The sequence below is a fragment of the Dyella solisilvae genome, assembly GCF_003351225.1.
GTDB classification, from domain to species: Bacteria; Pseudomonadota; Gammaproteobacteria; order Xanthomonadales; family Rhodanobacteraceae; genus Dyella; species Dyella solisilvae.
This window is the reverse complement of sequence record NZ_QQSY01000001.1, coordinates 1-23,346: the sequence shown is the minus strand read 5'-3', so window position 1 is coordinate 23,346 and position 23,346 is coordinate 1. Positions and strand designations below refer to the sequence as shown.

At 60.3% G+C, this 23,346-nt stretch carries 19 protein-coding genes and 2 pseudogenes; 15 read left to right on the top strand and 6 right to left on the bottom strand.

Going from position 1 to position 23,346, the window contains the following annotated elements; genetic code table 11:
- Positions 1-45: 45 nt before the first annotated feature.
- From DVT68_RS00100 to DVT68_RS00085, 4 genes are all read right to left on the bottom strand, one after another.
- On the bottom strand, positions 46-282 hold the full coding sequence (locus DVT68_RS00100) for a hypothetical protein (RefSeq protein ID WP_114823047.1): 237 nt from the start codon (positions 280-282) through the stop codon (positions 46-48).
- 98 nt (positions 283-380) lie between these two features.
- Positions 381-1,163: a hypothetical protein gene (locus DVT68_RS00095; RefSeq protein WP_147281640.1), complete on the bottom strand. Its 783-nt coding sequence runs from the start codon at positions 1,161-1,163 to the stop codon at positions 381-383.
- A 65-nt stretch (positions 1,164-1,228) separates the two neighbouring features.
- Positions 1,229-2,200, bottom strand: coding sequence for a glycosyltransferase (locus tag DVT68_RS20220; protein WP_147281639.1), 972 nt, complete (start codon positions 2,198-2,200; stop codon positions 1,229-1,231).
- Between the two features lie 239 nt (positions 2,201-2,439).
- Positions 2,440-4,167 carry an N-acyl-D-amino-acid deacylase family protein gene (locus DVT68_RS00085; RefSeq protein WP_114823044.1) on the bottom strand — a complete coding sequence of 576 codons (1,728 nt, stop codon included), beginning with the start codon at positions 4,165-4,167 and terminating at the stop codon, positions 2,440-2,442.
- Positions 4,168-4,356: 189 nt separating this feature from the next.
- Between DVT68_RS00085 and DVT68_RS00080 the strand changes: the two genes are divergently transcribed.
- Together DVT68_RS00080 and DVT68_RS00075 are read left to right on the top strand one after the other, a co-directional pair.
- Entirely contained in the window at positions 4,357-5,685 is a 1,329-nt protein-coding gene (locus DVT68_RS00080) for an MFS transporter (RefSeq protein ID WP_114823043.1), read from the top strand.
- A gap of 120 nt (positions 5,686-5,805) precedes the next feature.
- Positions 5,806-7,398, top strand: coding sequence for a carboxylesterase/lipase family protein (locus DVT68_RS00075; RefSeq protein WP_114823042.1), 1,593 nt, complete (start codon positions 5,806-5,808; stop codon positions 7,396-7,398).
- A 164-nt stretch (positions 7,399-7,562) separates the two neighbouring features.
- Here the strand turns inward: DVT68_RS00075 and DVT68_RS00070 are convergent, their stop codons facing one another.
- Complete coding sequence (locus DVT68_RS00070; protein WP_114823041.1) at positions 7,563-8,312, bottom strand: SDR family oxidoreductase; 750 nt, start codon at positions 8,310-8,312, stop codon at positions 7,563-7,565.
- A 112-nt stretch (positions 8,313-8,424) separates the two neighbouring features.
- Here DVT68_RS00070 and DVT68_RS20845 point away from each other — a divergent pair.
- From DVT68_RS20845 to DVT68_RS00035, 8 genes and pseudogenes are all read left to right on the top strand, one after another.
- Positions 8,425-8,628, top strand: a pseudogene (locus DVT68_RS20845) (TetR/AcrR family transcriptional regulator); the annotation flags it as partial.
- A gap of 33 nt (positions 8,629-8,661) precedes the next feature.
- Entirely contained in the window at positions 8,662-9,081 is a 420-nt protein-coding gene (locus tag DVT68_RS20610; RefSeq protein ID WP_233523296.1) for a hypothetical protein, read from the top strand.
- Between the two features lie 380 nt (positions 9,082-9,461).
- Positions 9,462-10,262 (top strand): PDZ domain-containing protein, encoded by an 801-nt coding sequence (locus DVT68_RS00060; RefSeq protein ID WP_158543420.1) that lies wholly within the window; start codon positions 9,462-9,464, stop codon positions 10,260-10,262.
- Positions 10,263-11,006: 744 nt separating this feature from the next.
- A complete protein-coding gene (locus DVT68_RS00055; protein WP_114823038.1) occupies positions 11,007-12,131 on the top strand; it encodes a DUF805 domain-containing protein in 1,125 nt (374 codons plus the stop codon).
- Between the two features lie 251 nt (positions 12,132-12,382).
- Positions 12,383-12,970: a hypothetical protein gene (locus DVT68_RS20215; RefSeq protein ID WP_147281638.1), complete on the top strand. Its 588-nt coding sequence runs from the start codon at positions 12,383-12,385 to the stop codon at positions 12,968-12,970.
- A gap of 23 nt (positions 12,971-12,993) precedes the next feature.
- Positions 12,994-13,422: an HD domain-containing protein gene (locus DVT68_RS00045; protein ID WP_114824311.1), complete on the top strand. Its 429-nt coding sequence runs from the start codon at positions 12,994-12,996 to the stop codon at positions 13,420-13,422.
- Between the two features lie 74 nt (positions 13,423-13,496).
- Positions 13,497-13,973 carry a hypothetical protein gene (locus tag DVT68_RS00040; protein WP_114823036.1) on the top strand — a complete coding sequence of 159 codons (477 nt, stop codon included), beginning with the start codon at positions 13,497-13,499 and terminating at the stop codon, positions 13,971-13,973.
- 260 nt (positions 13,974-14,233) lie between these two features.
- Complete coding sequence (locus DVT68_RS00035) at positions 14,234-15,349, top strand: hypothetical protein (RefSeq protein ID WP_114823035.1); 1,116 nt, start codon at positions 14,234-14,236, stop codon at positions 15,347-15,349.
- Between the two features lie 217 nt (positions 15,350-15,566).
- On the opposite strand, the gene DVT68_RS00030 is transcribed toward DVT68_RS00035, so the two are convergent.
- Entirely contained in the window at positions 15,567-15,815 is a 249-nt protein-coding gene (locus DVT68_RS00030; protein ID WP_147281637.1) for a hypothetical protein, read from the bottom strand.
- A gap of 286 nt (positions 15,816-16,101) precedes the next feature.
- Between DVT68_RS00030 and DVT68_RS00025 the strand changes: the two genes are divergently transcribed.
- The 5 genes and pseudogenes from DVT68_RS00025 (at position 16,102) to DVT68_RS00005 (ending at position 23,268) form a co-directional block, all read left to right on the top strand.
- Positions 16,102-18,417, top strand: a complete 2,316-nt coding sequence (locus tag DVT68_RS00025) for a winged helix-turn-helix domain-containing protein (protein ID WP_114823033.1) — start codon at positions 16,102-16,104, stop codon at positions 18,415-18,417.
- Between the two features lie 165 nt (positions 18,418-18,582).
- Positions 18,583-20,635 (top strand): annotated as a pseudogene (locus tag DVT68_RS00020) (M13 family metallopeptidase).
- Positions 20,636-20,982: 347 nt separating this feature from the next.
- Positions 20,983-22,248, top strand: a complete 1,266-nt coding sequence (locus tag DVT68_RS00015) for an IS110 family RNA-guided transposase (RefSeq protein WP_114823032.1) — start codon at positions 20,983-20,985, stop codon at positions 22,246-22,248.
- 57 nt (positions 22,249-22,305) lie between these two features.
- Positions 22,306-22,650, top strand: coding sequence for a hypothetical protein (locus DVT68_RS00010; protein ID WP_114823031.1), 345 nt, complete (start codon positions 22,306-22,308; stop codon positions 22,648-22,650).
- 66 nt (positions 22,651-22,716) lie between these two features.
- Positions 22,717-23,268: a hypothetical protein gene (locus DVT68_RS00005; protein WP_114823030.1), complete on the top strand. Its 552-nt coding sequence runs from the start codon at positions 22,717-22,719 to the stop codon at positions 23,266-23,268.
- The last annotated feature ends 78 nt before the right edge of the window (positions 23,269-23,346 follow it).

The following is a 23,346-nucleotide window of genomic DNA, read 5'->3' as shown; positions in this document are numbered from 1 at the left end:
TGAGAAACGCCCGCCTTGCGCGGGCGTTCTTCTTTGGATGGTCGGTTAGATCGGCCTGGCCAGCACGGTTCGGATCCCCGACTCATCGCGCGATGCAAGCGCTTCCGCCTCATCTTGCGCATCGATATAGGCCTGCCGCAGCCGCTCGATCTCTTCTTCGTTGCCATTGCCGCGCTTTGCTTCGCGGTATTGCCGGAAGATCTTTCCAGCAGCGTGGTGGAGGCGTTCCAGCGCTCGCTCAAAATCGGGGGGACGTCGGTCCGAAAATCGGAACGGCCCCAATCACAGTGCGACCGTATGGGGCGCATAGCAATCTAGAGCGGCGCCGCGACGAGCGCTTTGAAACGATGCTTCATCCGCTTTCATGAAACCATATCTTGCTATGAGTGCGTGCCGAAATTCTTCATGGTCGTGAACTTGAGTCTTAGCAGCTGTTCTTCCGACATCACGTCCCTGACCTGCGGCGCTTCCTTTGCAGCATCCTCAACCAATTTGAACCGACTCAGATTCACCGCATGAAACGGATCCCCGAATTGGTCCCCGTATTCACGCAGCAAGTAAGTCTGCTCTCCACTCAATAGCGCCCTGGTAATGATCGGGCTGAAGCACGCCACCTGCGTCAGCAGCCGCATCGGATAGATTCTTCCAAGCAAGGTATAGAAGTCTGTTCCAATGCGGCTGGAGTGGATCTGCTCCGGCCGCAGGTGCGCAAACAACTCCAGCGCCGCGTGGTGCAGGAAGTCGAGCAACGGGTGGCCACGATCGAATGCGGCGACCGCATTGTTGATGCCGGGCCGATGCCTGATCTGTTTGTTCTCGTCCTCGTAGGTCCACACTTCGCGGCACAACATGCCGCCGCAGAGGTCGGGAATGCGGAAGTATTCCGGGCGAAAGACCAGCACATCCGCGTCCACCCAGATGGCGCGGTCGTAGCCGGAGTTCAGCAGGTCTTTCAGCAAGCCCAGTCGTGCCAGGTCAGTCAGCGGCAACACGGTGGAGGGCGGCGTCTGCATGATCTGCGCGGGCACATAATCGAACAGACGGTCGTCGACGAACTGGTATTCGTGGCCTTGTTGTAGGGCCCAGTCCTTTACCGAACGCATGCATGCCTGAAGCCAGGAAGGGGATTGGGTTCGGTACGACTGGACGACGACGCTGCGCATGGGTTTGCCACTAAAAGTCTGGCGGGCGGGCTCGAAAGGATTATCCGCTCCGCCCCGACCTTTGTTTAGTGGGCGGGCATTGATTGCGGTGCGTTGCCTGCTGCGCGGTACCGTTGGTACGTCGGGCCATGAAAACGAAGGTCCAGCCCCGGACCGTCATGCGGGTAGGGAAGGGCGATGCGCGCACCCTTGCTGTCCGCGGACAGGTGCACGATGCCGATGGGTTGCCCGGGTCGCATGGGCTCGCACAACAGTTGGCTCGACGGATCGAACACCGGATCGGCGAGATGGCAAAGCCAGTTGCACGTGGCCGGCAGCGGGTTCACCGGCAGGCGGTCATTCCAGATCGCGTAGTTTAGTGCAGTCTGGTCGCAGCAACGCTTGCCCGACGTCGCGGCGAGACCCTCGTGAAAGCGCCGGGACCAAACCTGCCAGTGCGGTGCGTTGACAGATAGCGCAAACACGCCGGCGTTGAAATATGGCTTCCAGAGGGCCTGTTGAGCTTGCTTTTCGCCGAAATAGCTACTTAAGCGACCCATGCGCCACTCAATCCCTTCTCGCGCTTGACGGTAGTTTGGATGTGCCTGCGGAACCAGGGCCATCGAACCCTGGCTTGCCGCGGCAAAGAGCCACTCAAGAGCGTAGCGCTGCTGCACCCACGCATCAGCATCGATCCATAGATAGATGTCGTAACCGGGAAAGTACCGAGGCAGAAAGGGACGCACAGTCAATGCGCGTAAATGCGACTGGTCCACCCGCAGTGCAGAATCAACCGGAAGGTCCCATTCCGGACAAACCACGTGTCGGACGTGCCTCCTGACCCAAGCGACGCTGTCGTTACCAAGCCCGAGATCAAAACAAGCAACATCGGTCCAGGGTGAACGGGTCCACTGATGCAGCGAGCCAATCAATCCTCGCAACAGAGGCGCGAAAGATTCCGTTGCGGCAGTGACAACAAGAGTTCTTTTCGACATGCGCATCCCTGCTGACTGGATCGTACCAAATGAATCCTGCTGAAAGCTAAGCACGCCCGACATGTCACACGTAGCCATGTTGACCCATGGCAGGCCATCCCGGGCTTCGACATTTGATGATCTGTAGCCTCACTCGACTTGGGCGTAGTTGTCCAGTCGAACGGGCCGGGGTAGCGGAGGCCATCCTCAGCAGAGCTCGCGAGCCTAGCCAGTCGGCGATTAGGGACAGTTATCGAGGGTAGGGGAGGGTCCCTGAGGTTTGGCCGCATGGACGAAACTCGTCCGCCCGTCAGAGGCCAGAGTCATTTAGCCCAGGACCATTCGGACGGCGAGGCACGGCAGCCGCCGCCCTGAGTGCCTGTCCAGGCACGGCCGCGTACGACGCGACCGGTGGGGATGCCAGTGGCCTTGCCGTCCTTCAGCGCGAAGCCGCCGTTGATCAGCACATCCTTTACGCCAACCGCGAGCTGATGCGGCTTGGCAAAGGTGGCCCGGTCGGCGATGGTGTTCGGGTCGAACACCACCACGTCGGCGTAGTAGCCCGCCTTCAACCGGCCTCGATCAGATAACGACAGGGTCTCGGCCGGGAAGCTCGTCAGGCGGCGGACCGCCTCCTGCAGTGTCAAATCGCGGTTCTCGCGGACGTACTTGCCAAGCAATCTGGCGAAACTTCCGTAGGCGCGCGGGTGCACGGCTGACTTGAGGAATACGCCCTCCGGGGCAGGGGCTCCCTCGTCGGAGTCGAAGCTCATCCAGGGAAGGGCGACCTCGCGCCGAAGATTGGCTTCGCTCATCTCGAAATAGGCGACATCGACGCGCGTGCCATCCTCCATTACGAGGTCCATGGCCGTCTCCTCCGGGCTCTTGCCGCGCTCGCGGGCCACATCAGCGAGCGTCCTTCCAATCAGGGGCTTCAGCCGGTCGGTCTTGAAGTTGAGAAACAGCACCCCTTGCGCGCCGGCGTTATGCAAGGCGTTGTCCCAAGTCGGATGCGGGTCGCGCATCTCGGCGGCCACTCGGGCTCGGATCTGTGGATCCTTCAGCCGCTCGACCCATTTTTCGAGGCCGCCGTCCTGCACCCAAGAAGGCATGGCGGCGTCAAGGCCTGTGGACGCGGCCGGATAGGTGTACATGTCGGCCGTGATGCGCACGCCGCGCGCACGGGCTGACTCGATGAGCCCGAGGGCGCCGTCGAGCTTGCCCCAGTTGTCCTTGCCGGCCTGCTTGAAGTGGTAGATCTCGGCCGGTGCGCCCGAGGCGCTGGCAATGTCGATGGACTCCTGGATGGCTCCCAGAAGCCCTGCGCTCTCGTCGCGGATGTGGGAAATGTACATGCCACCGCACTGAGCCGAAACCTTCGCGAGAGCGATCAGTTCGGGAGTCTTGGCGTAGGTGTTGGGCGCATAGATCAGGGCATCGGTCAGCCCCAGTGCGCCCTCCTCCATCGCCTGCTTGACCAATGCCTGCATCCTGCCGAGCTGTTCGGCCGTCGGCTGCACGTTGGCTTCGCCCAGAAGATTGGTACGTACGGTGCCTGCGCCTACGAAGGAGGCGACGTTGGGGGAAATTCCTTTCCTCTGGAGGGTGTCGAGGTACTCGCCAAGCGTCGTCCAGGTGATCGGGTACTTGATGTCGACTTGGCGCTGCTCGCCGTGCTTCTTCATCTCCGGAGTCAGGGGCCCCATCGAATCTTCGCCCATCACTTCAAGCGTCACGCCCTGGACGAGGTCGGAAAGGCCTCGGCCATCGACGAGCAGGCTCTCTTCGGGGTGGGCCAGCATGTTGATGAAGCCGGGCGAGACTGCTTTGCCGCGAGCGTCGACTTCGGTCTGTCCGTGGCCGCTGATATGCGGGGCAATCTCGGCGATGCGGTCGCCTTTGACCGCCACGTCGGCAACGAATGGGCGGCCACCCGAGCCGTCGTAGACGGTCCCGCCGCGGATCACCACATCATAGTCTGGGTGGGCCGCGACGGCCGAGCCAGCCCCCATTGAGAAGATCAACACGAGAACAGCAGCCAGACGGATCATCGAGCCCCCACCCAGAATCGTCGGAATCGCCACTATATAGCGCGCACGCCAGGCGGATAGGGTGGTTTAGCGGAACAGCGAGTTGCGGTCGACTAGATATGTAAGCAATCTTTGGGTGTCCGCTTCCGACCCCATGCAGACGTTCGGTAAAGCACTTAGGCTCCTACCAGGTCATCCGCTGGGGGCGGCATGAAACGACGCGCTGGGCTGGATTTCTCTGGCAGGCAGGCTGGAGAGCTGGGAAGCAGCGTTCCCCTCTGGGCAGGCAGGCGCGGGCTCGTGCTTGGCCTGATCTGCGTCGGGGTCGTGCTCAACTACGCTGATCGCCAGATCATCGCCGTGCTAAAGCCGATGTTGCAGGACGACCTCGGGTGGAGCGACCTTGACTACGGCCAGTTGACCTCTGCGTTCCAATTCGCCTCGGCCTTCGCGTTCCTGGGAACCGGCTGGTTGGTCGATCGCATCGGCTGGCGGCGCGCCAATCCCTTGGCGGTCGGACTCTGGAGCCTCGCTGCGGCCAGTCACGCCGTCGCGCGCACCGTTGGGCAGTTCACCCTGGCCCGGGCGGCGCTTGGTGCCACAGAGGCCATGGCTTCGCCGACTGCGGTCAAGACAGTGGCCGCGCTGTTCCCCAATGCGGTCAGGGCGATGGCCTACGGCGTCATCAATGCATCAAGCAATGTCGGCGCAATCATCACCCCGCTGGTGATTCCGCTGATCGCCCTGGAGATCGGATGGGCCAAGGCTTTTCTGCTCACGGGCGGGCTTGGGTTCGTGTGGGTTATCGCCTGGTTTGCGCTGCGAGCGGATGTTGCCGAGACCGCGCAACCGGCCGAAACGGCTCAGCCGGCGGCGCGGCCGCGGCTCAAAGAAGTACTCGCTGACCGTGGCACCTGGGCGGTTGCTGGCGCGAGGGTTCTGTCAGACAACGTCTGGTGGCTGCTCCTCTATTGGACGCCGGATCTCTTCCACCGCGTATTCCATTTGCCCATGCGAGCCTACGGCCCGCCGCTTGCGTTGATCTATGCAGCCTCCGGCATCGGCGCCGTGCTCGCCGGGCTTGCCTCGAACCGGCTGCTGGCGGCCGGTGTCAGCCTCAACGTGACGCGGAAATCGCTCCTGCTCGCTGGGGCTGTCCTGGTGACTCCCGTTTGGTTCGCACCCTGGGCAAGCGGCTACTGGGTTGCGGCGGCGATCCTGGGGCTGACCCTTGTGGGTCACCAATTCTTCTCAGTGAATGTCTTCGCGCTGGCATCCGACGTCACCGCACCCAGCCGCGTTGCAACCGTCGTGGCGATTGCCGCATTCAGCGGAAACATCGCGGGTATGGTGATGATGCAGATTGCCGGTTGGGCCTTCGATCACGGCTATGGCTACGCGCCGCTCCTTGGCTGGGCGTCGGTGTCGTACCTGCTCGGGGTCGGTTGGGTACAACTACTCTTGCCTGGTGTTCGGGCCGCGGCTGCCGAGACCGGAGCCATGCCGGCCACGGCGAAGAGAAGCCCGGACTCTATGTAGATTTGTCGGGAGCTGGCAGAGAGAACTGTCCGCTTCCGACCTATTATGGGACCTTGCCGACGTTGCGGCCGGAAAAGTGCGCTGTGCCCCCCCTGAATTCCCTGGCCGAGGCAGCACTTCATGCGTACGACTTTTCCGCATTCGTACCGGTATCTCCTAGCCCTGGCTCTAGTGCTGCCTGCTTCGTCGGCCGCTGCTGACGAGGCTGGGCCGATAGTGAGGGCCGACACCGGAAGCGTGTCGGGTGTCCGTGATGCACGGGCTGGCCTGGATGAGTTCAAGGGCATTCCCTACGCCGCGCCACCCGTCGGCGCGCAGCGCTGGAAGCCTCCGCAGCCAACTGCCGCATGGAAAGGCGTGCGCACGGCGGAGCATTTCGGCCCACGCTGCATGCAGCGTCCGGTATACAGCGACCAGGTGTTCCACTCTGATGGCATGAGTGAAGACTGCCTCTACCTTAACGTGTGGAAGCCAGCACACGCTGGCAACGGCAAGCTGCCAGTGCTGGTGTATTTCTACGGCGGCGCCTTTATCACTGGCGACAGTTCCGAGGCGCGCTACGACGGTGCCAGCCTGGCGCGACACGGCATCGTGACGGTTACCGTGAACTATCGGCTGGACGTTTTTGGCTTTCTCGCCTTGCCTGCATTGGCGGCGGAGTCGCCGGCACACGCCACTGGCAACTATGGCCTACTCGATCAGGTGGCCGCGCTGCGCTGGGTACAGCGCAACATCGCGGCGTTTGGCGGTGATCCACAGCAGGTCACGATCGGCGGCGAGTCGGCTGGCTCGATGTCAGTCTCGGCCTTGATGGCTTCGCCGCTGTCGAAGGGGCTCATGCAACGCGCTATTGGCGAGAGCGGCGGGGTGTTCGGCCAACGCCAGCCTGCGCTGCGGACATCGGCCGAGCGGCAAGGCGAAGCCTACATGCAGCATGTAGGCGCGCATTCGTTGGCGGATCTGCGCGCGATGAAGGCGGATGTGCTGCTCAAGGCCTGTGGTGACGAAGGTGTGACCAAGTTTGGGCTCACGATCGATGGCGAGCTCCTACCGCGCTCGCCCACAGCCATCTACGAGGCTGGCACGCAGGCGCACATCCCGTTGCTGGTGGGGTCCAATTCGCAGGAGGGCGACTGGAAGGGGCTGTTCGACGACAAGGCGCCCACGCCAGGGAATTACCGCGCCGCCGTGCAGCAGGAGTTCGGCACGAACGCTGACGAGGTCTTGCGAGTTTATCCGGGCCGCAACGAGGCCGAGGTGCAGACCTCCGCGACCGCATTGGCTGGAGACCGCTTCATGGGCTTCCCCTCTTGGCGCTGGATGCACCTGCAATACGAGAAGGGCGATGGGCCGGTGTACTACTACCATTTCGAGCAGCCACGCCCGGCCAGGCGTGACGGCAGTGCAGGTCCGGACGCCGGTGCCGTGCACAGCGGCGAGATCGAGTACGCGTTGGGCAATCTCGACGGCAACCCGGGTTACGCATGGACTGCCACCGACCTGCGTGTGTCGGCTGTGATGGAAGGCTACTTCGCCAACTTCATCAAGACCGGTAATCCCAACGGCCCGGGCCTGCCGCATTGGCCGGCTGTGGCGAACCGGGACGGCGGCCTGCTGCGCCAGGCCATCGGCGCGGATACGCACTCCTACGTCGACCGTGACGCCGCGCGTAATGAGCTCCTGCAGCGAGTCGATCCCGACGCTTCCCTTTGATCGGTGTTAAATAGGGGGCAGGGTGCTTTCAAGCGAAAAAGGGGGCGTTGGAAAAGCACTCTGACCCCTTTCTTAAGCGATTTTACGGTCATGGTTAGGTCCGCTACCGACCCGAAGCGGACAGTTCGACGCCGACGCTCGGGAGGGAGCGCCGGCGCACATGGTTATACCTGAGCCCAGCCGCCGTCGATGCTCAATTCGGTCCCCGTCACATACGACGAATCGGACGAAGCAAGAAACAACGCGGCACGTGCAATCTCGTCGACGGTACCGCTGCGGCGCATCGGAATTTGCGGATGGATCTGCGCCTTGGTCTGTTCGATCATCTCCTCGCTCATACCCGCTTTTCGGGCTTGATCCGTATCGATGTAACCAGGGGCCAGGGCGTTTACACGGATGCCCCGGTCAGAAAGCTCCACGGTGAGTGAGCGTGCAAGCGAGCGTAGGGCCGCCTTGGCTGCCGAATAGACGGCTACGTAGGGGCGTCCCTGCGTTCCTAGCGTGGAGGTCGTGAAGATCACTGAGCTGCCAGTGGCCATAAGCGGCAGGAGTTTCTGCACGGTGAAGAAGGCCCCCTTAAAGTTCGTGCTGATCATGAAGTCGAAGTCCTCCTCCGACGTGTGTTCGAACAAGGCTGGCCGCCCGCCACCGGCATTAGCAAAGATGATGTCCACGCGGCCGTATTTCGCATCGACATGGACCCTAAGCGCTTCGACATCCGAAAGCTTCGCGTTGTCACAGCGTACGGCATCCACGCCGTGGCCGATTCTTAGCCTGGCTGCATCGAGCGCCGCCTCGTCGCGACCGGTGATGACCACCGTTGCACCTTCCTGCACAAATAGCTTGGCGGTCGCCAGGCCCATCCCTGCGCTTCCCCCGGTAATGACGGCGATCTTTCCATCCAGCTTGCCCATATCTGTCTCCTGAGTCGTAAATTTTGGGTACCGCGCAAACGAACCAGCCGGAGGCGGGAGAGGCAGCGGTAGACTTAAGATGTGGGGTGTTTTCGAGATGTAGTATTCGCTTATGGGAACTGGCTCTTCACCACCGCTAAACCCTCGAAAATTGCCGCGGCAGGGCAGGTCCATCGCGACCGTAAACGCCATTTTCGAGGCGACCGCTCAGGTTTTGCTGAGTGATGGGCCAGATCACCTAAACACCACTCGGGTGGCCCGTAGGGCGGGCGTCTCGATAGGTACGCTGTACCAGTACTTCCCAAACAAGCAGGCCTTGCTCTTCGCAACACTAGAGCGGCACCTGGGGATGCTGGTCGACGCCATAGAGAATGCGTGTCGCGACAATCAGAACGTCACGGCAGACATGATGGCAGCGGCCGTCGTGAAGGCCTATCTAAAGGCGAAGATGGCTCAATCGGAGATCTCTCCTGCACTCTACCTTGTTGCGATGGAGCTTGGTTCCCGGCCTTTGGCCGAGATGGCGGCGCACCGTAGTGAGATGGCGATCGAGGCAATGCTATGTGCCGCAGGCGACGATCGTCCAAGTGATCCGCATGTCGTTGCTCAGACCATGACTGCAGCTATCTACGGTACCGTGCCGGCTTTCTGTCCACGGGTCTTGTCGACCGCCAATGGCAGAGAAGCTGAGAAGCAGCTCACGATCATGTTTCAGTCGTACCTCAGCGCACAGCGCAACGACCTGGCGACGACACCCATTAGCCGGTAGGGAGCAGCGTCGCGGGCGGTGCGGCTGGCCAGGAATGCACGCTTTTGGCCGTCCTTCGCTGAGGAAAGCAGATGTGGTCCCTGAGGGATCCGGTCATCAGTATGATTGGCTTGGGGGCGTGAGGCCGGTCGTAGGGTCCGCTTCCGACCCAAGGCAGACCTTAGACCGCGCCCGTCGCACTTGGCGCCCGGATAGAACTGGAAGTCCGGGCGCCCCCTTCTTCCCTTGCCGGGGGCACCAGGCCGGGCGACCCCTACAGGTTGCCATGCTTTGTTGTTTTGAGGGACGGCAGGGGTTAGGGCCGGCCATTCGGTTGATGCCGCGCGCGAGCCGGCGGCCTTACCATGGGTCGGGGGACTCACTTAATCAGGGGGATAAGGATGAAGCGTCTACTGACGATGGCTGCCGCTCTGTGCTTGGCCGGCTGCACCACGGGCTACAACAAGTTTTACTACCCCAACACAAACGTCACGCCTGAATATCTTGCAGCGCATCGCGTTGGACCTGCGCCCGCCCAGCCGATCCTTGACCATACCGGGCTGGCCGGCGAAGCGTTGGTTCAAGCGTATCAAGCGCAGAGTTACACCGTGATTGGCTACTCTTCGTTCAACGCCGGGGGCGGCCAGTCAGACCAAGGCGCCTTGGAACAGGGCCGCAAAGTAGGCGCCGACCTGGTGGTCGTGTCCAACCCCGCCTACACCGGCACACGCTCCGCCGTGATTCCGGTGGTGACTCCCACGTCATCAACGTCCTTCAGCAGCGGCACGGCCACGGCCTATGGGTCGGGCGGCTCGGCGACGGCGTTTGGAACGAGCCAGACCACAACCTACGGCACGCAAACAAACTACATCCCCATGCATGTAGACCGCTTTGATTACCTAGCGGTTTACTTCGTGAAGACCAAAACCCGCCTTGGCGCGGTAGTGCTTAACCTGGCCCCATCGCTGCAGCAAGAACTCCAATCCAATCACGGCGTGACTGTTGTTGCGGTAATGAACGGAAGCCCAGCCTTTGACGCAGATATTTTGGCGGGGGACATCATCTTGACCATGGACGGCAAGCCAGTCGCCGGCGTCGCTGGCTACTCCGCCATGCTTGACGCTAATGCCGGGCGACGCGTTGATCTGACGCTCTATCGGCACGGCGCAGTCGTGGCTAAGTCCGTTCAGCTCAATCCGTAATGGTGCATAGTTAGGTCCGCTTCCGACCCGGAGCGGACATCCTTAGGGGACAGTGGATGGCTTTGGATCGCGACAGATTCTTGAAGATTACGGACTTCACGTCGCAAGCACTTGGACTTGCTGGGATCTTTGCTGGCCTGCTCTCGATTGCCGTATTCGGTGGTTTCGCCAAAGGGCCGACGTCACCTGACCCAGCGACCGGACATGCAGTTCCGATGCAAGATCACGATCGCGTGTTCTATGTGACTTGGAAGCAGTCTGATCTTTTGGACTGGTTGCGGAACGGCGCAGTACTTTGCGTGGTCGCGTCTGTCGCTGGCAGGGGCGTGGCCAGTAGACTTTCAAAGAGAACGCGCGACTAGGCGTTCGCTTCCGACCCACAGCGGACATCACTGATGACCTACGACAGGTCAAGGTAAGCTTCGCCATCCCCCTCCTTCGGGAGAGTGCCGGCTGCTGCCCGTCGGTTTTAAGATGTCCCCGCCAATTAAGGGGGCAGCAGCCTATTCAGCCATCCGATCAAGCCGTTGTCGCGGTCGCCGCGCCCGCTGGCTTGGCTCAAATTTCCGGTATCACCTGCGGTGTTATTTCAAGTGTCTGGACCGCCGGCTAGTAGGCAGCGGCTACCAGCGTCAGGCTGACGTCGCACTTCATTTTTCCTTGGCAGGTTGACGCACAAATTCCGCTTTGCAATTTACTCCAAGTCACATATTTCCTTCGCAACGTTGCATCGGGGGATCGTGCATGAAGGTCAACATAAAGGGAGTAGTCGCCGTTGCGTTTGTATGCCTAGTCATCCTCGGCTTATGGTGGCTTAACACACCACATACCTACGCAGATTGCATACTCAAATACACCAAGCCAAACGTAAGTGCGCAAAACATCGTCTACGCGTGCGAGCTGAAGTTTGGGTCAAAGGCAATTTCACAAGATGAAGCCGATAACGAGTCCACGCTTCCCCGCTGGCTCATCGTTTCATCACGGCCGCTCACCCCGATACCTTCACTTTTGGTGAGTTACGCCGGTGTCTTGGCGTACTTTTGGCTGGTCAGGAGAAGGTCAGTCACTCCGGTCGCGGCGATAAGTTGTGCTCTAGTCGCCTACTTCCTGGCAGAGATTCTTTCCTACATTGCCAATGTCCACGAGATGCACTTATTGGCTGGAATAGGAGCCGCAGCAGGTCTGGTCGCAGGCTTTTTTGCAGGGACATCATTTCTTAGAAGGATTGACAACAGATTTCTGATTTCTGCCGGTTCACGTGATTATGGCGACGACAAGGATCGCGACCTCGTCTCGGCGGTAGTGTCAGCCACCGCCGCCGAACACCGCGATCCAGTCACTCGCCCCGAGGCAATCGATGAAAGCTCGCCTACCCAAAAGAAACCGATCGTGGAGACCATTTTTCTATTTGGTGCGGGCGGAATCCTCTCGGTCAAAGGCCGCATGGGGCGAAAGGTCTTTTTGGTTTGGGTTGTGCTTCTAAGCATGGCCGGAATCTTTAGCGGATTCCCAGCAGCTATTCTTGTGCCATCCCTCCATTTGCCCGCCGGTGCAGGAGAACAGCTCCTCGCGATTTCGCCTCTCCCATTCTTGTGGGCGATCACTGCGACCTATGTGAAGCGACTGCACGACATGAATGGATCTGGCCTATTAGTCTTGGCCGCGGCGATTCCAATTGTGGGGATCCTTGCACTTACTTTTGTTTGTGCCCTTTCAGCGGGGGACAAGGACGCAAATCGCTTTGGCCCCTCTCCAAGCTCCAAGATTCAAGGGTTAAATGCTTACGCAGCGATGACCATCGCCATAATTGGCTTTATGACAGCATGCAGCTTTGCCGTGTCAGCATTTGCCAACCGCCTGATGCCATGACTTAGCTGTGGAACGAGGAGGAGCATTCCGCGAATGCCAAACAGCGGCATAGCAGAAACAAAGTGTTCCCAAGATCTGCAACCGCCCCATACGGACACTTTCCCAGCCTCCATGCAAGCTTTTAGGGGCAGTGTCTGGTCCCATGTGCCTTCCATCGGTCCCGGATGCGCACCGGGATGGTTAGAGCCTTTTCCACGCCTATAAATACAGGCATGCCAAAGTAAGAGCGCCTTAGGCACGAGGGATGGAGTATGACCAAGCTCGACGAATTCGAAGCAGAACTTAGGTTTCAGATCGGTCAGCCATCTGGCGTTCGTCCATTCGTCTGCGATGGCTCTCCGCTGGAGTGCAAAGCAATCATCGTCGGATTCAACCCTGCAACTTCCTTAGATGCCGACTTCTGGGACTTTTGGCGACCGGGACATGGGTTCGACAGAGATACCTGGTTTGCCAACTACAAGACGGAGCGGCAACGTCGACCGTTACGTCCTGGCAAGCAGAGCCGTCCGGCCGTGAGCAACAGCCGACGAGTGATGAACTGGATCATTCAGGAGGCGGCGCCCGTCCCCATCCTCGAGACCAACATCTATGCGTTTCCGACCGAACAGGCGAAGGACCTGACGTCAGAGGCCAAGAGCACCGCGCCGTTTCACCTGTTAATGAAATGGATCGACCCAGAAGTGATCCTCGTGCACGGTAACGAGGCACAGAAGTACCTCAAGGAAAGAGGAATTGGCCGATTCCGCATCGAAGTGAAGCATTTTTCTCGCGGATGGTCGAAGGATGAAGCTGTGGCCATCGGCCGAAGAATCAAACTGACGTGCCTCCGGGAAGCTTGAACTAAATGTTGGCAGAGGGACATATGGCGACTCTTGAGCGTGCGATTGCAATTGCGGCTGAGGCCCATGCGGGGCAAGTCGATAAGGCCGGGCAACCCTATATCCTGCATCCACTTCGTGTGATGTTTCGAATGAACTCGCTTGCGGAGAGGATTGTTGCAGTCCTCCACGATGTTGTAGAGGACTCAGGCGTGACGTTGGAGCTTCTCAAGGCAGAGGGATTTCCTGAGGAGGTGATATCTGCAGTCGATGCGCTGACGAAGCGCCAGGGAGAACCCAGGGCCGATGCAGCACGACGTGCTAAACAAGATCCGATTGCGCGCTTGGTAAAGCTTGCCGACAACGCTGAGAACATGGATTTATCGCGAATCGCAGAACCAACAGAGCGAGACTATGCGCGGCTAGAAGAGTACAAAGTGGTCCGATCAATTTTGCTCGATGAGTCGGATTAGCTCGGTCTCATAAGGCCCGCCACCGACCCAAGGCGAGCAATGAAAAAAACATTGGAGACATTGAGGGAGTCCGCGTGAAACAAGAACATCGACTCGTTGCGGAGATCTACCGCTACTTGGCACCCTTCATAGACACGTCACATGACCTCTATCTCAGCCTAGACGGGCAGGCGGCCACATCGGCGGTGAAGGCAGGCCACTTCGTGGACGCAGACATTCCTGACATGTGGTTCACGCTCGTGGGGGCGACGCTTCCGATCCGCATTGAAGCGAAGGTTCTCGACGGAAACCGCGCCATGCTGATGCAGAGCCAGCTGGCCGCGTGGCGTTCGAGCGGCGGCGGTGCCTACAAGCCCGAGTTTTGGGTCGCCGCCAACCGCGAATTCAAGACGTTCTACTTCTGGCACCACGCGGACTTCCTTCCGTCACTCGACCAATCGGCAGCTACGGGGGCCACACTCACGTTAGCGGCCCCCAAGGCGAAGCTATCGTTCGCAACGGTGCCAGAGTTGGCGCTGCACCTCCTGAGGGTTGCGCATCACGAAGTGTAGCCTCAGGAGTTCGGCGGCTTCGGGGGCAAGGACTCAGACGTGGCCAGCCGCATTGCTGCTGTCGCCGCGAGAGCAACCCTAGGTTGGTGGCAGCTTTCAAGCGTCCGCTTCCGACCGGAAGCGGACCTACGTACTAGCGAATTTGGGCCCTGGATGCGGTCGCTCAACCGAAAGTCCTCGTCCTTTGTGGTGTTAACCCCAATCTGCCTCGGACCGGCAAGACGGACGCCAAGCGAACCAAAGCAGCAAGGAAAACAACGATGGACGAAGCCTTTGAGGTGATCACAGACGTCGCCGAAATCTCGCGACTGAACAAGCAACTTGCGAAGCAATTGCGCGGGATCCTCCGACACAAGGAGAGCCGCGAGATAACCTCACCAGCTGGTCACCGCACCGGCACGGTGTACTTCGAGGCACCGGCTGGCAGCGGCGTCCGAGCCTGGTCTCCGCGCATCGAGTCGGACAAACTGCTGAATTTAGTGCTTTCCGCAGACCCTGGAAGTACGAAGTGGATTGAGATTACCGTCCAGTTGAATTTCCCGGCTGGCACCTATAACCGGCGCATGGCCGGCGCCTTTGTCAAGGATGGCAGTGGCGACGTCTTCGTGGCGCATCGCGGCAAGCTGACAAAGGGCAATGCAGGGCTTCCGAAGAACAAGGTCTTCCGCGAGTTCGCAGCTTCTACCGTCGAGGCTGCTGATAACGGCAAGACCTCGAGGGTTATCCTTATCGCCGGGTTGAAAGACCCTGAACTTGCCGACCGACTATGGGAGTTCGCTGAGGAGGCCCGAGAGGTCGCAACCCGACTGGGTGAAGAACTCCATGGAGATGGGCAGAGCCAGCCCACGCGAGGGGCACAATCAGGCGGAGCCGTCATTGCCCGTCCTGGTGGCTCGGGCGGGGCAAGCGGGAAAGATGCACGCGACCAGAAGCCTGGACCACCCGCTGAGCGCCTACTGAAGCTGCGGGGATACTTCGATGAGTATTCTGGCGAAGGGCGCACAAAAGGGCATGGAGGCGGCAAGCGCACCGTCGAGCACGGTGCGGTGGTCCGGGACCTAGAGCACTCACTGCGAAGCGAGGGCAGTAGCCAGAAGGCGCAGGCCATCGATCTAGCCATTGTCGCAAAGTCCAAGGTCAACCTGTTCGAGGTGAAGACGTCCACTCGGCCGACGGATGTGTACACAGGGGTCGGTCAGTTGGTCATTCACGGGGAGTGCATCAAGGAGCTGCTCGGGCTAGCGGTGAAGCGCTACCTAGTACTGCCCGGAGAGCCGAAAGCCAGCCACTGCAGGGCAATCTCTGGCAAGGCGGACATCAAGGTCGTCACTTACCAGAAGAAGGGTTCGAAGTACCGATTCACCGGTTTAAAGTGAAGTGGACGCAGCTATGCGAGTACTGATGGGGCCCGCTGAGCCGCGGAGCAGACCACTGCCAATTCACCCGCCATGCCCGACATGGCCCTCTCCCGAAGGGTCACGGCTACGCTTCAGCGGTGGCGCTGCAAGCGCGCATGAAACTCCCGGCCCGCATTGGTCAGTCCGTCGTGCATCAGCACAGAGCGGAAGTGACTAGCTGCGAGCTCGGGGCTGCCTACTGCGCGCAGTAGCCGCTTTCGTTAGTCCGCGCGAGCGGGCCACAGACGCCCCTACCGGTTTGGCCCGCCCAAGCCTTGAGCTTCTCTTCCAGGCGCTGCACAAAGGACTCGTGGTTCTCGCCCGGCACGCTGGCGTAGTCGAGCTTCGCACTTGGCTGCCAGTCGAAAATGGTCGGCGGGGTACCGATGGTTAGGCCGCTGGTGGCGATAACCACCCAGGGGATGGCAACGACCATAGAACTCATTAAGCGCCTCATGGTGTGCCCCCCTATGGTGATGCCCGTACATGAAGCGTGACCCTAGGCTTTTGCCGCGCCGGAGGCTTGAGATCTTTGTGCGAAAACCTTGAGAGGTTTGCACAGAGCGTCTTTCAGACTTCGCCCTGTCAGGTGGGCGTAGGGAATGAGCGGTTGGCAATGGTTAGTGGGTGCTCGATAACAGGATCTTCACGGACGCCATGCCGAGTGCCGCCACAGGTAGGGAGTAGTCTCAACGCACAGGGGGACAACGGCGGCGCGAGAGGGCGAACCAATGGCTGCCGAGTCAGCCTCTGCTTCGTGGCTGGCGTTCGATAGGGTCGAGATTGACACCCTAGGTCATCGATTGTTCGTCGATGGCGAGGAGAAAGCGCTCGAGCGCAAGGCTTTTGCCGTGCTCGTCCTTCTCGCGAGCGAGCCCGGACGTGCCTGGAGCCGTGACGAGATTCTCGACTCGGTGTGGGGACATTCCCATGTGACACCTGGTGTCCTCAGTCGGATCATTGCGGTGCTGCGTCATGCGCTCGGTGAGACCGGCGAAGTCAGCCACTATTTGCATACCGTGCATGGCATCGGCTTTCGGCTCGATGCCAAGGTTCGCTCCGCCGCGTCCCGCGAGGAATTGATGGTCGATGGGCTGTTGACGTCCATGGACGGTGCCGGTTCACCAGCTGTCACCATCGATGTCTCGGCGCCGCTTGCCCCAACGGCAGCGACTACGGCCATGCCGTTGCAGCCAGGCACGAATCGTCGAGTGGACAGGCGGGTCGTAGGCGTAATCGTGGGTCTGCTGGCCGTAGCGGCCGGACTGCTCGGTTGGCAGCAATACGCCCGTCGCTTTACGGACGGAGCTTCGGTGGTTGAGGCTAGGTCCATCGCGGTATTGCCGTTCGAGAATCTGAGTGCCGATCAGAACAACGCCTATTTCGCCAGCGGCATACAGGACATGATCCTGACCAAGCTGGTAGGAATTGGGGGCGTCAAGGTCATTTCCCGTACGTCGACGGAGAAGTACCCAAGTCATCCGCAAGACACAAAAGCCATAGCGGGCCAATTGGGCGTGGCGACGTTGCTCGAGGGCACAGTACAAAAGGCTGGCAACCGGGTGCTGGTCAACGTGCAGTTGGTTGACCCCTACGGCGGCGGTCACCTTTGGGCGCAGGACTACACGCGCACGCTGGACGACGTGTTGAATGTGGAAGGTGAGGTCGCCGAAAACGTGGCCGAGGCGCTGAAGGTGCAGCTGACGTCGGCCGAGGCCGCGCGTATCGCACGGGTTCCGACTCGCAACGCCACCGCCTACGATCTGTACCTGCAGGCCGCCCCCCATGCGAACCGTGCCTACGACCTTCGAAATGCGTCGGTAGACAACGACCTGGATGTAGCGATTTCGCTGTATCAGCGGGCGGTGGCCTTGGACCCCGACTTCGCGCTGGCTTGGGCCGCGCTCGCCCGCGCCAACATGTCCGAGTACCACCTTGGTGAAGATCGCTCGAATGCACGACTCGTTGAGGCGAAGGCTGAAGCCGACCGTGCCTTGGCGCTGCAGCCCAATCTAGGCGAAGGCCACTACGCTCTGGCGCTATATCACTATTGGGGTCATCGGGACTACGCCGCAGCCATGACCGAGTTGGAGCTGGCCAGGTTGGCAATGCCCAACAGCGGCACGATCGTAATCACAATTGCCTGGATCGCGCGGCGACAGGGACGCTGGGATGAGGCACTGGCGCTATTTCACGCGGCCGCGGTACTTGATCCGCGCAATGGTCTTGCGTTGACCGAACTCGGGGACACCTACCAGGACCTACGTCGTTACGCTGAAGCCGATCGGGCCTATGCGGCCGCCATTGCGCTTGGCAACAGCAATGCGCCCTACTGGCGCTTTGGACCAGCCCTCAATGCGATGTTGTGGAAGGGCGATCTCGCGCCGCTACGCGTCGCGCTCGCCGCGGGCACACCTGGCACCGATTACAACAACCGGCATCTCGGTTTCGTAAATTACGAGCGGTGGTTGGCGCGTGATTATGCCGGCGCGGCAAGGGCAGCCGAGGAGGATAAGGATGAGGACTGGTACGACCAGGATGGCGTGATTGAGCCGCGACGCCTGGTTGTGGCGTGGGCGCTGGAGGCGGCGGGAGACAAAGCCACGGCAACTACGATGTATGGGGAGGTGGCGACGCGCGCATGCGCTGCCCTTGCAGACCGTCCGGACGATGCGAACCTGCATCTCGCCCTGGCGTATGCCTATGCCGGCCTTGGTCGGAGGCCCGAGGCAGTCGCCGAAGGTGAGCGTGCTGCCGCCCTGGTCCCAGTCACGAGGGATGCCCTAACTGGACCGGATATGCTGGTGCACCTGGCGGAGGTCTACGTCCGGAGCGGCCAGTCTGAAAAAGCCATCGCCCTGATCGGCCGCTTGTTGACCATGCCGGTCGGCAGCGAATTGACGCCCGCCCTGCTTCGGATCGACCCGGTCTGGGATCCCTTGCGGGGCGATCCACAATTCCAGGCGCTCTTGGCCGATACCACCGCAGCAGCTAGCGTACCGCCCGCATCGGCAGGTCAACGACGGAGCAAGAGCGACCGAAAGTAGGTAAGGCGGCAGCTAGAGGTCCTCAAGAATAACGTTGCGCCCAGGAAGTACGTACAAGCCAACCTCCGCTTTGGCCACTGTGACGATTTGCCCCCTGACCAGACGTGTGGCGGAGACTGGTCTTCCCTATGTACGGCGCGTACCAGTAACTTTTGGAGGTCGTCCATGGTGTCGATGATCCTTGTTCTCGCGCTCGCTGCTGGCGCTACCGGTGCCACGACCACCGCCACGACCAGCTCCACGTCCTCGCTCGTGTTCGACATCAGTGAACTCGATAGCAAAACGCTGCCGTGCAGTGACCTTAATGGCTTCGTGAATGCTAATTGGCTTGCGGCCAACCCCATTCCGAAAGACCAGACTCGCTGGGGTACGTGGGACAAACTCTCAGAAGATAGCCTGAACACACAGCGCGACATTGTCGAAGCTGCCGCGAAAAACAGTTCCACGGCAGAAAGCGGGTCGATCGAACAGCAGATTGGCTACCTTTATGCCGCAGGCATGGACACCGCTGCAATTGAGCGGGCAGGCTTTACGCCCATCAAACCCAAACTGGACGCAATAGCATCCATCAAGCGCACTCAGGATGTCGTTGCGTATTTAACGAAGAGCTTCGCCGATGGCGACATGGAAGTCTTTGACTTCGGTCCGTTCGCTGATTTCAAAAACGCGAAGATGCAAATCGCATACACGGAGGAAGCGGGCCTGGGTTTGCCGACCAAGGACTACTACTTCGACCCTAAGTACAAGGACATCCGCGACGCCTACCTTGAGCACATTGCGAAGGCGCTGCAGCTGACCGGCGTGTCCGGGGCCGATGCGAACAAGCAGGCTCACCAGGTACTCGCGTTCGAAACAGAGCTTGCCCGTGTCTCGCTAACGCCCGTAGAACGGCGAAATCCGGAAAACATCTACCACTTCGTGAGTGTGCGAGAGGCTGACAAGATCACCCCCCATCTCCGCTGGGAAGACTTCATGAAGGCCCAGGGAGTCACAGTCGACAAGGGTTTCTCCCTGTCGCAACCGAAGTTCATGGCCGAGGTCGACAGGCTGCTAGCCAGCGCGCCGATCGACCAGTGGCAGTCGTACCTGCGCTTCCACGTGATCCACAACGCGTCGCCATTTCTCAGCAAAGCGTTTCAGGACAACTGGTTCGAGTTCTACGGCAAAACGCTCACTGGTCAGCCGGAGAAGGAGCCGCGCTGGAAGCGCGTGCTCGGCGGAGTGAACGATTCCATGGGCGAAGCGCTAGGCCAGTTGTACGTCGCCAAGGTATTCCAGCCCGGAGTCGAAGCGGCGTGCCCAGGAGCTGGTCGCCCACGTCCTCGACGCGCTGAAGGTCCGCATCCAGAACGTTGATTGGATGAGCGACGAAACCAAGGCCAAAGCCATCGCGAAGTGGAAGAACTTCCTGCCGAGGATCGGCTACCCGGACAAGTGGCGTGACTGGTCTGGCCTGGACATCAAGCAGGGTGACTACTACGGCGACGTGATGGCCGCGGCCAAGTTCAACTACCAATATGACCTGCACAAGATCGGTAAGGCGACCGATCGTCAGGAATGGAGCATGACGCCGCAGACTGTCAACGCCGTTTACTTCTCGTCGAGCAACACCATCACCTTTGCTGCCGCGATCTTGCAGCCACCGTTTTTCTATCCCAACGGCGACGATGCCATCAACTACGGCGCCATCGGTGCGCTGATCGGCCATGAAGCTAGCCACGGCTTCGACGACAAAGGCAGTCAGTTCGACGGCGACGGCAACCTCGCCAATTGGTGGACGAAGGATGATCGCCAGAAGTTCGAAATCCGCGCTGACAGACTGGTGCAGCAGTTTAACGACTACGCGCCGATCAAGAACGTACCTGATGCACACGTCAATGGCAGGCTGACTCTCGGCGAGAACACAGCCGACCTTGGTGGCCTGAGCGTAGCCTACGACGCACTACAACAAGCGCTTAAACAAAACCCTCGCCCGGCTGGGGAGAAGATCGGCGGCTACACCCAGGACCAGCGCTTCTTCCTGAGTTGGGCCCGCCTGTGGCGTGGTAGCGTACGTGACAAGGAGGAGCTAGTGAGGCTCAACACGGATCCTCATCCGCCCGACTCGCTGCGTGCCATCGGCGCACCATCCAACATGGACGCCTTTGCTCGCGCTTTCCAGTGCAAGCCGGGCGACGCGATGGTTCGATCTGGCGACAAGCAGGCGAAAATCTGGTAACCCCGCTTGACATCGCTGAAGTCATAACAGGCACCGCCCGCTTGCAATGAGCCTTGTTCCTACCTCAGGCGGAGGTCCGCTTTCGACCCAATAAAGGTATTCCGCCCCGTTCTCCGTGACCATGTCGCTACTGCCAGATCGCTGGTAGTGAGAGCGGGACTTGCACCGGTCGGCTACGAATATTTCGACCCAAACATCCGATGTTCGCCGCTTTGGTTTCGAGCCGGCCGGTGCGCTTGAGCTCCTCAACGAATACTCAGGGCTCGCCGAGCAATCGGCTCGCTATATTGGCTTCGCCGAGCTTGAGCACGCAGGTCGCGTTTTGTGATCACGCTGCGAGGTGAGGTATGCGCACCCATCGGGATGACGATTTCACGGTGTTCGTGGGGCTGGATTGGGCCGATGCGAAGCACGACGTCTGCCTGCAGTCGGCCGATAGCGATGCGTATGAGTTCGGCACGTTCGCCCATCAGCCCGACGCCATCGATGCGTGGGCGCTGGCGCTGCATCAGCGCTTCGGCGGGCGCATCGCCATCGCCCTGGAGCTGACCAAGGGACCGGTGGTGTACGCCTTGCAGAAGTACGATTTCATCGTGCTGTTTCCGATCGATGCCAGCTTGCTGGCTACGTATCGCAAGGCGTTCAAACCCAGCCGGGCCAAGGACGATCCGACCGATGCGCAGCTCGCCCTGGAACTCATGCGGCGTTATCCGCGCCGCTTCACACCGTTGAAGCCGCAGAGTGTGGCCATGCGTACGTTGAGCTTCCTCGTGGAGCAACGACGGTTGCTGGTCGACGACAAGAAACGCCTGATCAATCGCCTGAGCCACACGCTCAAGAAGTATTACCCGCAACTCCTGGACTGGTTTGAGCAGCACGATACCGTGGTGTTCTTGGATTTCTTGCTGCGTTGGCCCACGCTCAAGCAGGCCCAGCGGGCGCGCAAGGCCACGCTCGAGGCGTTCTTCCGTGGGCACAACGTCCGTTTTGCCACGGTCATTGCCGACCGCGTGCAGGCGATACACGCGGCCATGCCGTTGACCGGAGATCCAGCCGTGATTACCACGCATCAGCTACTTGCTGAGGCGCTGGTCGAACAGTTGCAGGTGACACTGCGCGCCATCGATCGCTTCGATCAGGCGATCGCGGTGCTCGCTCCCACGCTTCCGGATTACGCGCTCTTCGAAGCCTTGCCCGGCAGTGGACCGATCTTGACACCGCGCCTGCTGACCGCCTTCGGTGACCAACGCGAATGCTTCGCCACCGCCGAGCAACTGCAACAGTATTCCGGCGTGGCACCGGTGACTGAGCGCAGCGGCAAGAAGAGCTGGGTGCACTGGCGGTGGCAGTGCCCGACCTTCGTCCGGCAGACCTTCGTGGAATGGGCGGCACAAACCATCAACAAGTCCTTCTGGGCCGGCGCCTTCTATCGCCAGCAGCGCGCCAAGGGCAGCCCGCACCAGGTGGCCGTCCGTGCGCTCGCCTTCAAGTGGATCCGCATCCTGCATCGCTGCTGGCTGTCCCACACGCCCTACGACGAGTCGCGCTACCTTAGGGCCTTGCAGCGCCGCGGCTCGCCCTTGCTCGCCGGCCTGGCTTCGTCTGATAGTTGACGGAACGGCTCAGGGCATGAAGCGGACCCTACTGCAGCGATATTGAGGCCATATTCCATGCAATCAGCGCTCATGGTGTCGTTCGCTGTCGTCGCGGGTCTCTCCGCATTTGGGCTTGCGGTAGCCACTAAGATCGTTTCCGACCGGTTTTTCGAGCGACTGATCGCTCGGCACCCAGAGCTAGGTGAAGCGTTTCCGCCGCCGATGATCGGCACAAGGTACGGGCCCATCCTCCCATCGAAGATGAAGTACCTGGAGGCGAAGCGCTACAGGGATCTCCCCGAGCCTGATTTGCGGGAGCTAGGGAGCCTGTCGCGCAAGTTGCTTATGGCCAGCGCCTCCGCCTTCGTCGCGTTCGTAGTTCTTTTAGTCGGTTGGAAGACCCTTCAGCAGATCGGTTAAGGTCTGCTTCCGACCCAGAGCGGACGCTTCAACGACACGCCAGTAGACCAGCTCAAGAGAGGAGCTATGACAGAGGCTGACTTCCACCGTAACTTTCCAGTTGGCGCTGCTATTCCTGATCTTTTGCAGGCGCTACTGGAATTCCAGAGCCAGAAACGCGAGTGGTATAGCGGCTACTTTGAGCTTGATACTTGGGCGTTCGGGAACCCCGCATGGTTCGGCGGTGATCGGAATGCATCTGAGCAGTTTGCTGTTTTCGGGCATGGGCCTGACGGATCGCTATACGCGCTATGGCTCTATGAAGGGCGCTCCTTGGCCACGGCACCCGTTGTGTTCCTTGGGTCAGAGGGGACCGACTGCGGAGTCATTGCTAATGACTTGCGAGACTTTATGGCGCTATTGGGTATCGGCGCCCACGAATTGGGGTTTGAGATTAGCTGGGGAGAAGTGTCGGAAGCTGGCACTCCTGCCGGCAGGCTGAGTGAATTTCGGTCCTGGCTTGCTGACTGCTTTGGGATATCGGCACCGAGCGATCCGTTGGCGTTGGTGCGCTTGGCTCGGGAAAATCATCCGGACTTCGCATCGTGGCTTGGCGCGTGGCAAGAATCACGCAGCTGACGCTATTCCATAAGGTCCGTATATGGACTCCTCCCCTATGCAAAGCCCCCCGTGCTCTGACGTCCGCGTCGACTGCAC

What these genes read in the sequence shown, in the direction of transcription:
- DVT68_RS00095 (WP_147281640.1), bottom strand. Translation starts at nt 1,163, where the DNA reads ATGCGCAGCGTCGTCGTCCAGTCGTACCGAACCCAATCCCCTTCCTGG.
- DVT68_RS20220 (WP_147281639.1), bottom strand. Translation starts at nt 2,200, where the DNA reads ATGTCGGGCGTGCTTAGCTTTCAGCAGGATTCATTTGGTACGATCCAG.
- DVT68_RS00085 (WP_114823044.1), bottom strand. Translation starts at nt 4,167, where the DNA reads ATGATCCGTCTGGCTGCTGTTCTCGTGTTGATCTTCTCAATGGGGGCT.
- DVT68_RS00080 (WP_114823043.1), top strand. Translation starts at nt 4,357, where the DNA reads ATGAAACGACGCGCTGGGCTGGATTTCTCTGGCAGGCAGGCTGGAGAG.
- DVT68_RS00075 (WP_114823042.1), top strand. Translation starts at nt 5,806, where the DNA reads ATGCGTACGACTTTTCCGCATTCGTACCGGTATCTCCTAGCCCTGGCT.
- DVT68_RS00070 (WP_114823041.1), bottom strand. Translation starts at nt 8,312, where the DNA reads ATGGGCAAGCTGGATGGAAAGATCGCCGTCATTACCGGGGGAAGCGCA.
- DVT68_RS20610 (WP_233523296.1), top strand. Translation starts at nt 8,662, where the DNA reads ATGCTGGTCGACGCCATAGAGAATGCGTGTCGCGACAATCAGAACGTC.
- DVT68_RS00060 (WP_158543420.1), top strand. Translation starts at nt 9,462, where the DNA reads ATGAAGCGTCTACTGACGATGGCTGCCGCTCTGTGCTTGGCCGGCTGC.
- DVT68_RS00055 (WP_114823038.1), top strand. Translation starts at nt 11,007, where the DNA reads ATGAAGGTCAACATAAAGGGAGTAGTCGCCGTTGCGTTTGTATGCCTA.
- DVT68_RS20215 (WP_147281638.1), top strand. Translation starts at nt 12,383, where the DNA reads ATGACCAAGCTCGACGAATTCGAAGCAGAACTTAGGTTTCAGATCGGT.
- DVT68_RS00045 (WP_114824311.1), top strand. Translation starts at nt 12,994, where the DNA reads ATGGCGACTCTTGAGCGTGCGATTGCAATTGCGGCTGAGGCCCATGCG.
- DVT68_RS00035 (WP_114823035.1), top strand. Translation starts at nt 14,234, where the DNA reads ATGGACGAAGCCTTTGAGGTGATCACAGACGTCGCCGAAATCTCGCGA.
- DVT68_RS00030 (WP_147281637.1), bottom strand. Translation starts at nt 15,815, where the DNA reads ATGAGTTCTATGGTCGTTGCCATCCCCTGGGTGGTTATCGCCACCAGC.
- DVT68_RS00025 (WP_114823033.1), top strand. Translation starts at nt 16,102, where the DNA reads ATGGCTGCCGAGTCAGCCTCTGCTTCGTGGCTGGCGTTCGATAGGGTC.
- DVT68_RS00015 (WP_114823032.1), top strand. Translation starts at nt 20,983, where the DNA reads ATGCGCACCCATCGGGATGACGATTTCACGGTGTTCGTGGGGCTGGAT.
- DVT68_RS00010 (WP_114823031.1), top strand. Translation starts at nt 22,306, where the DNA reads ATGCAATCAGCGCTCATGGTGTCGTTCGCTGTCGTCGCGGGTCTCTCC.
- DVT68_RS00005 (WP_114823030.1), top strand. Translation starts at nt 22,717, where the DNA reads ATGACAGAGGCTGACTTCCACCGTAACTTTCCAGTTGGCGCTGCTATT.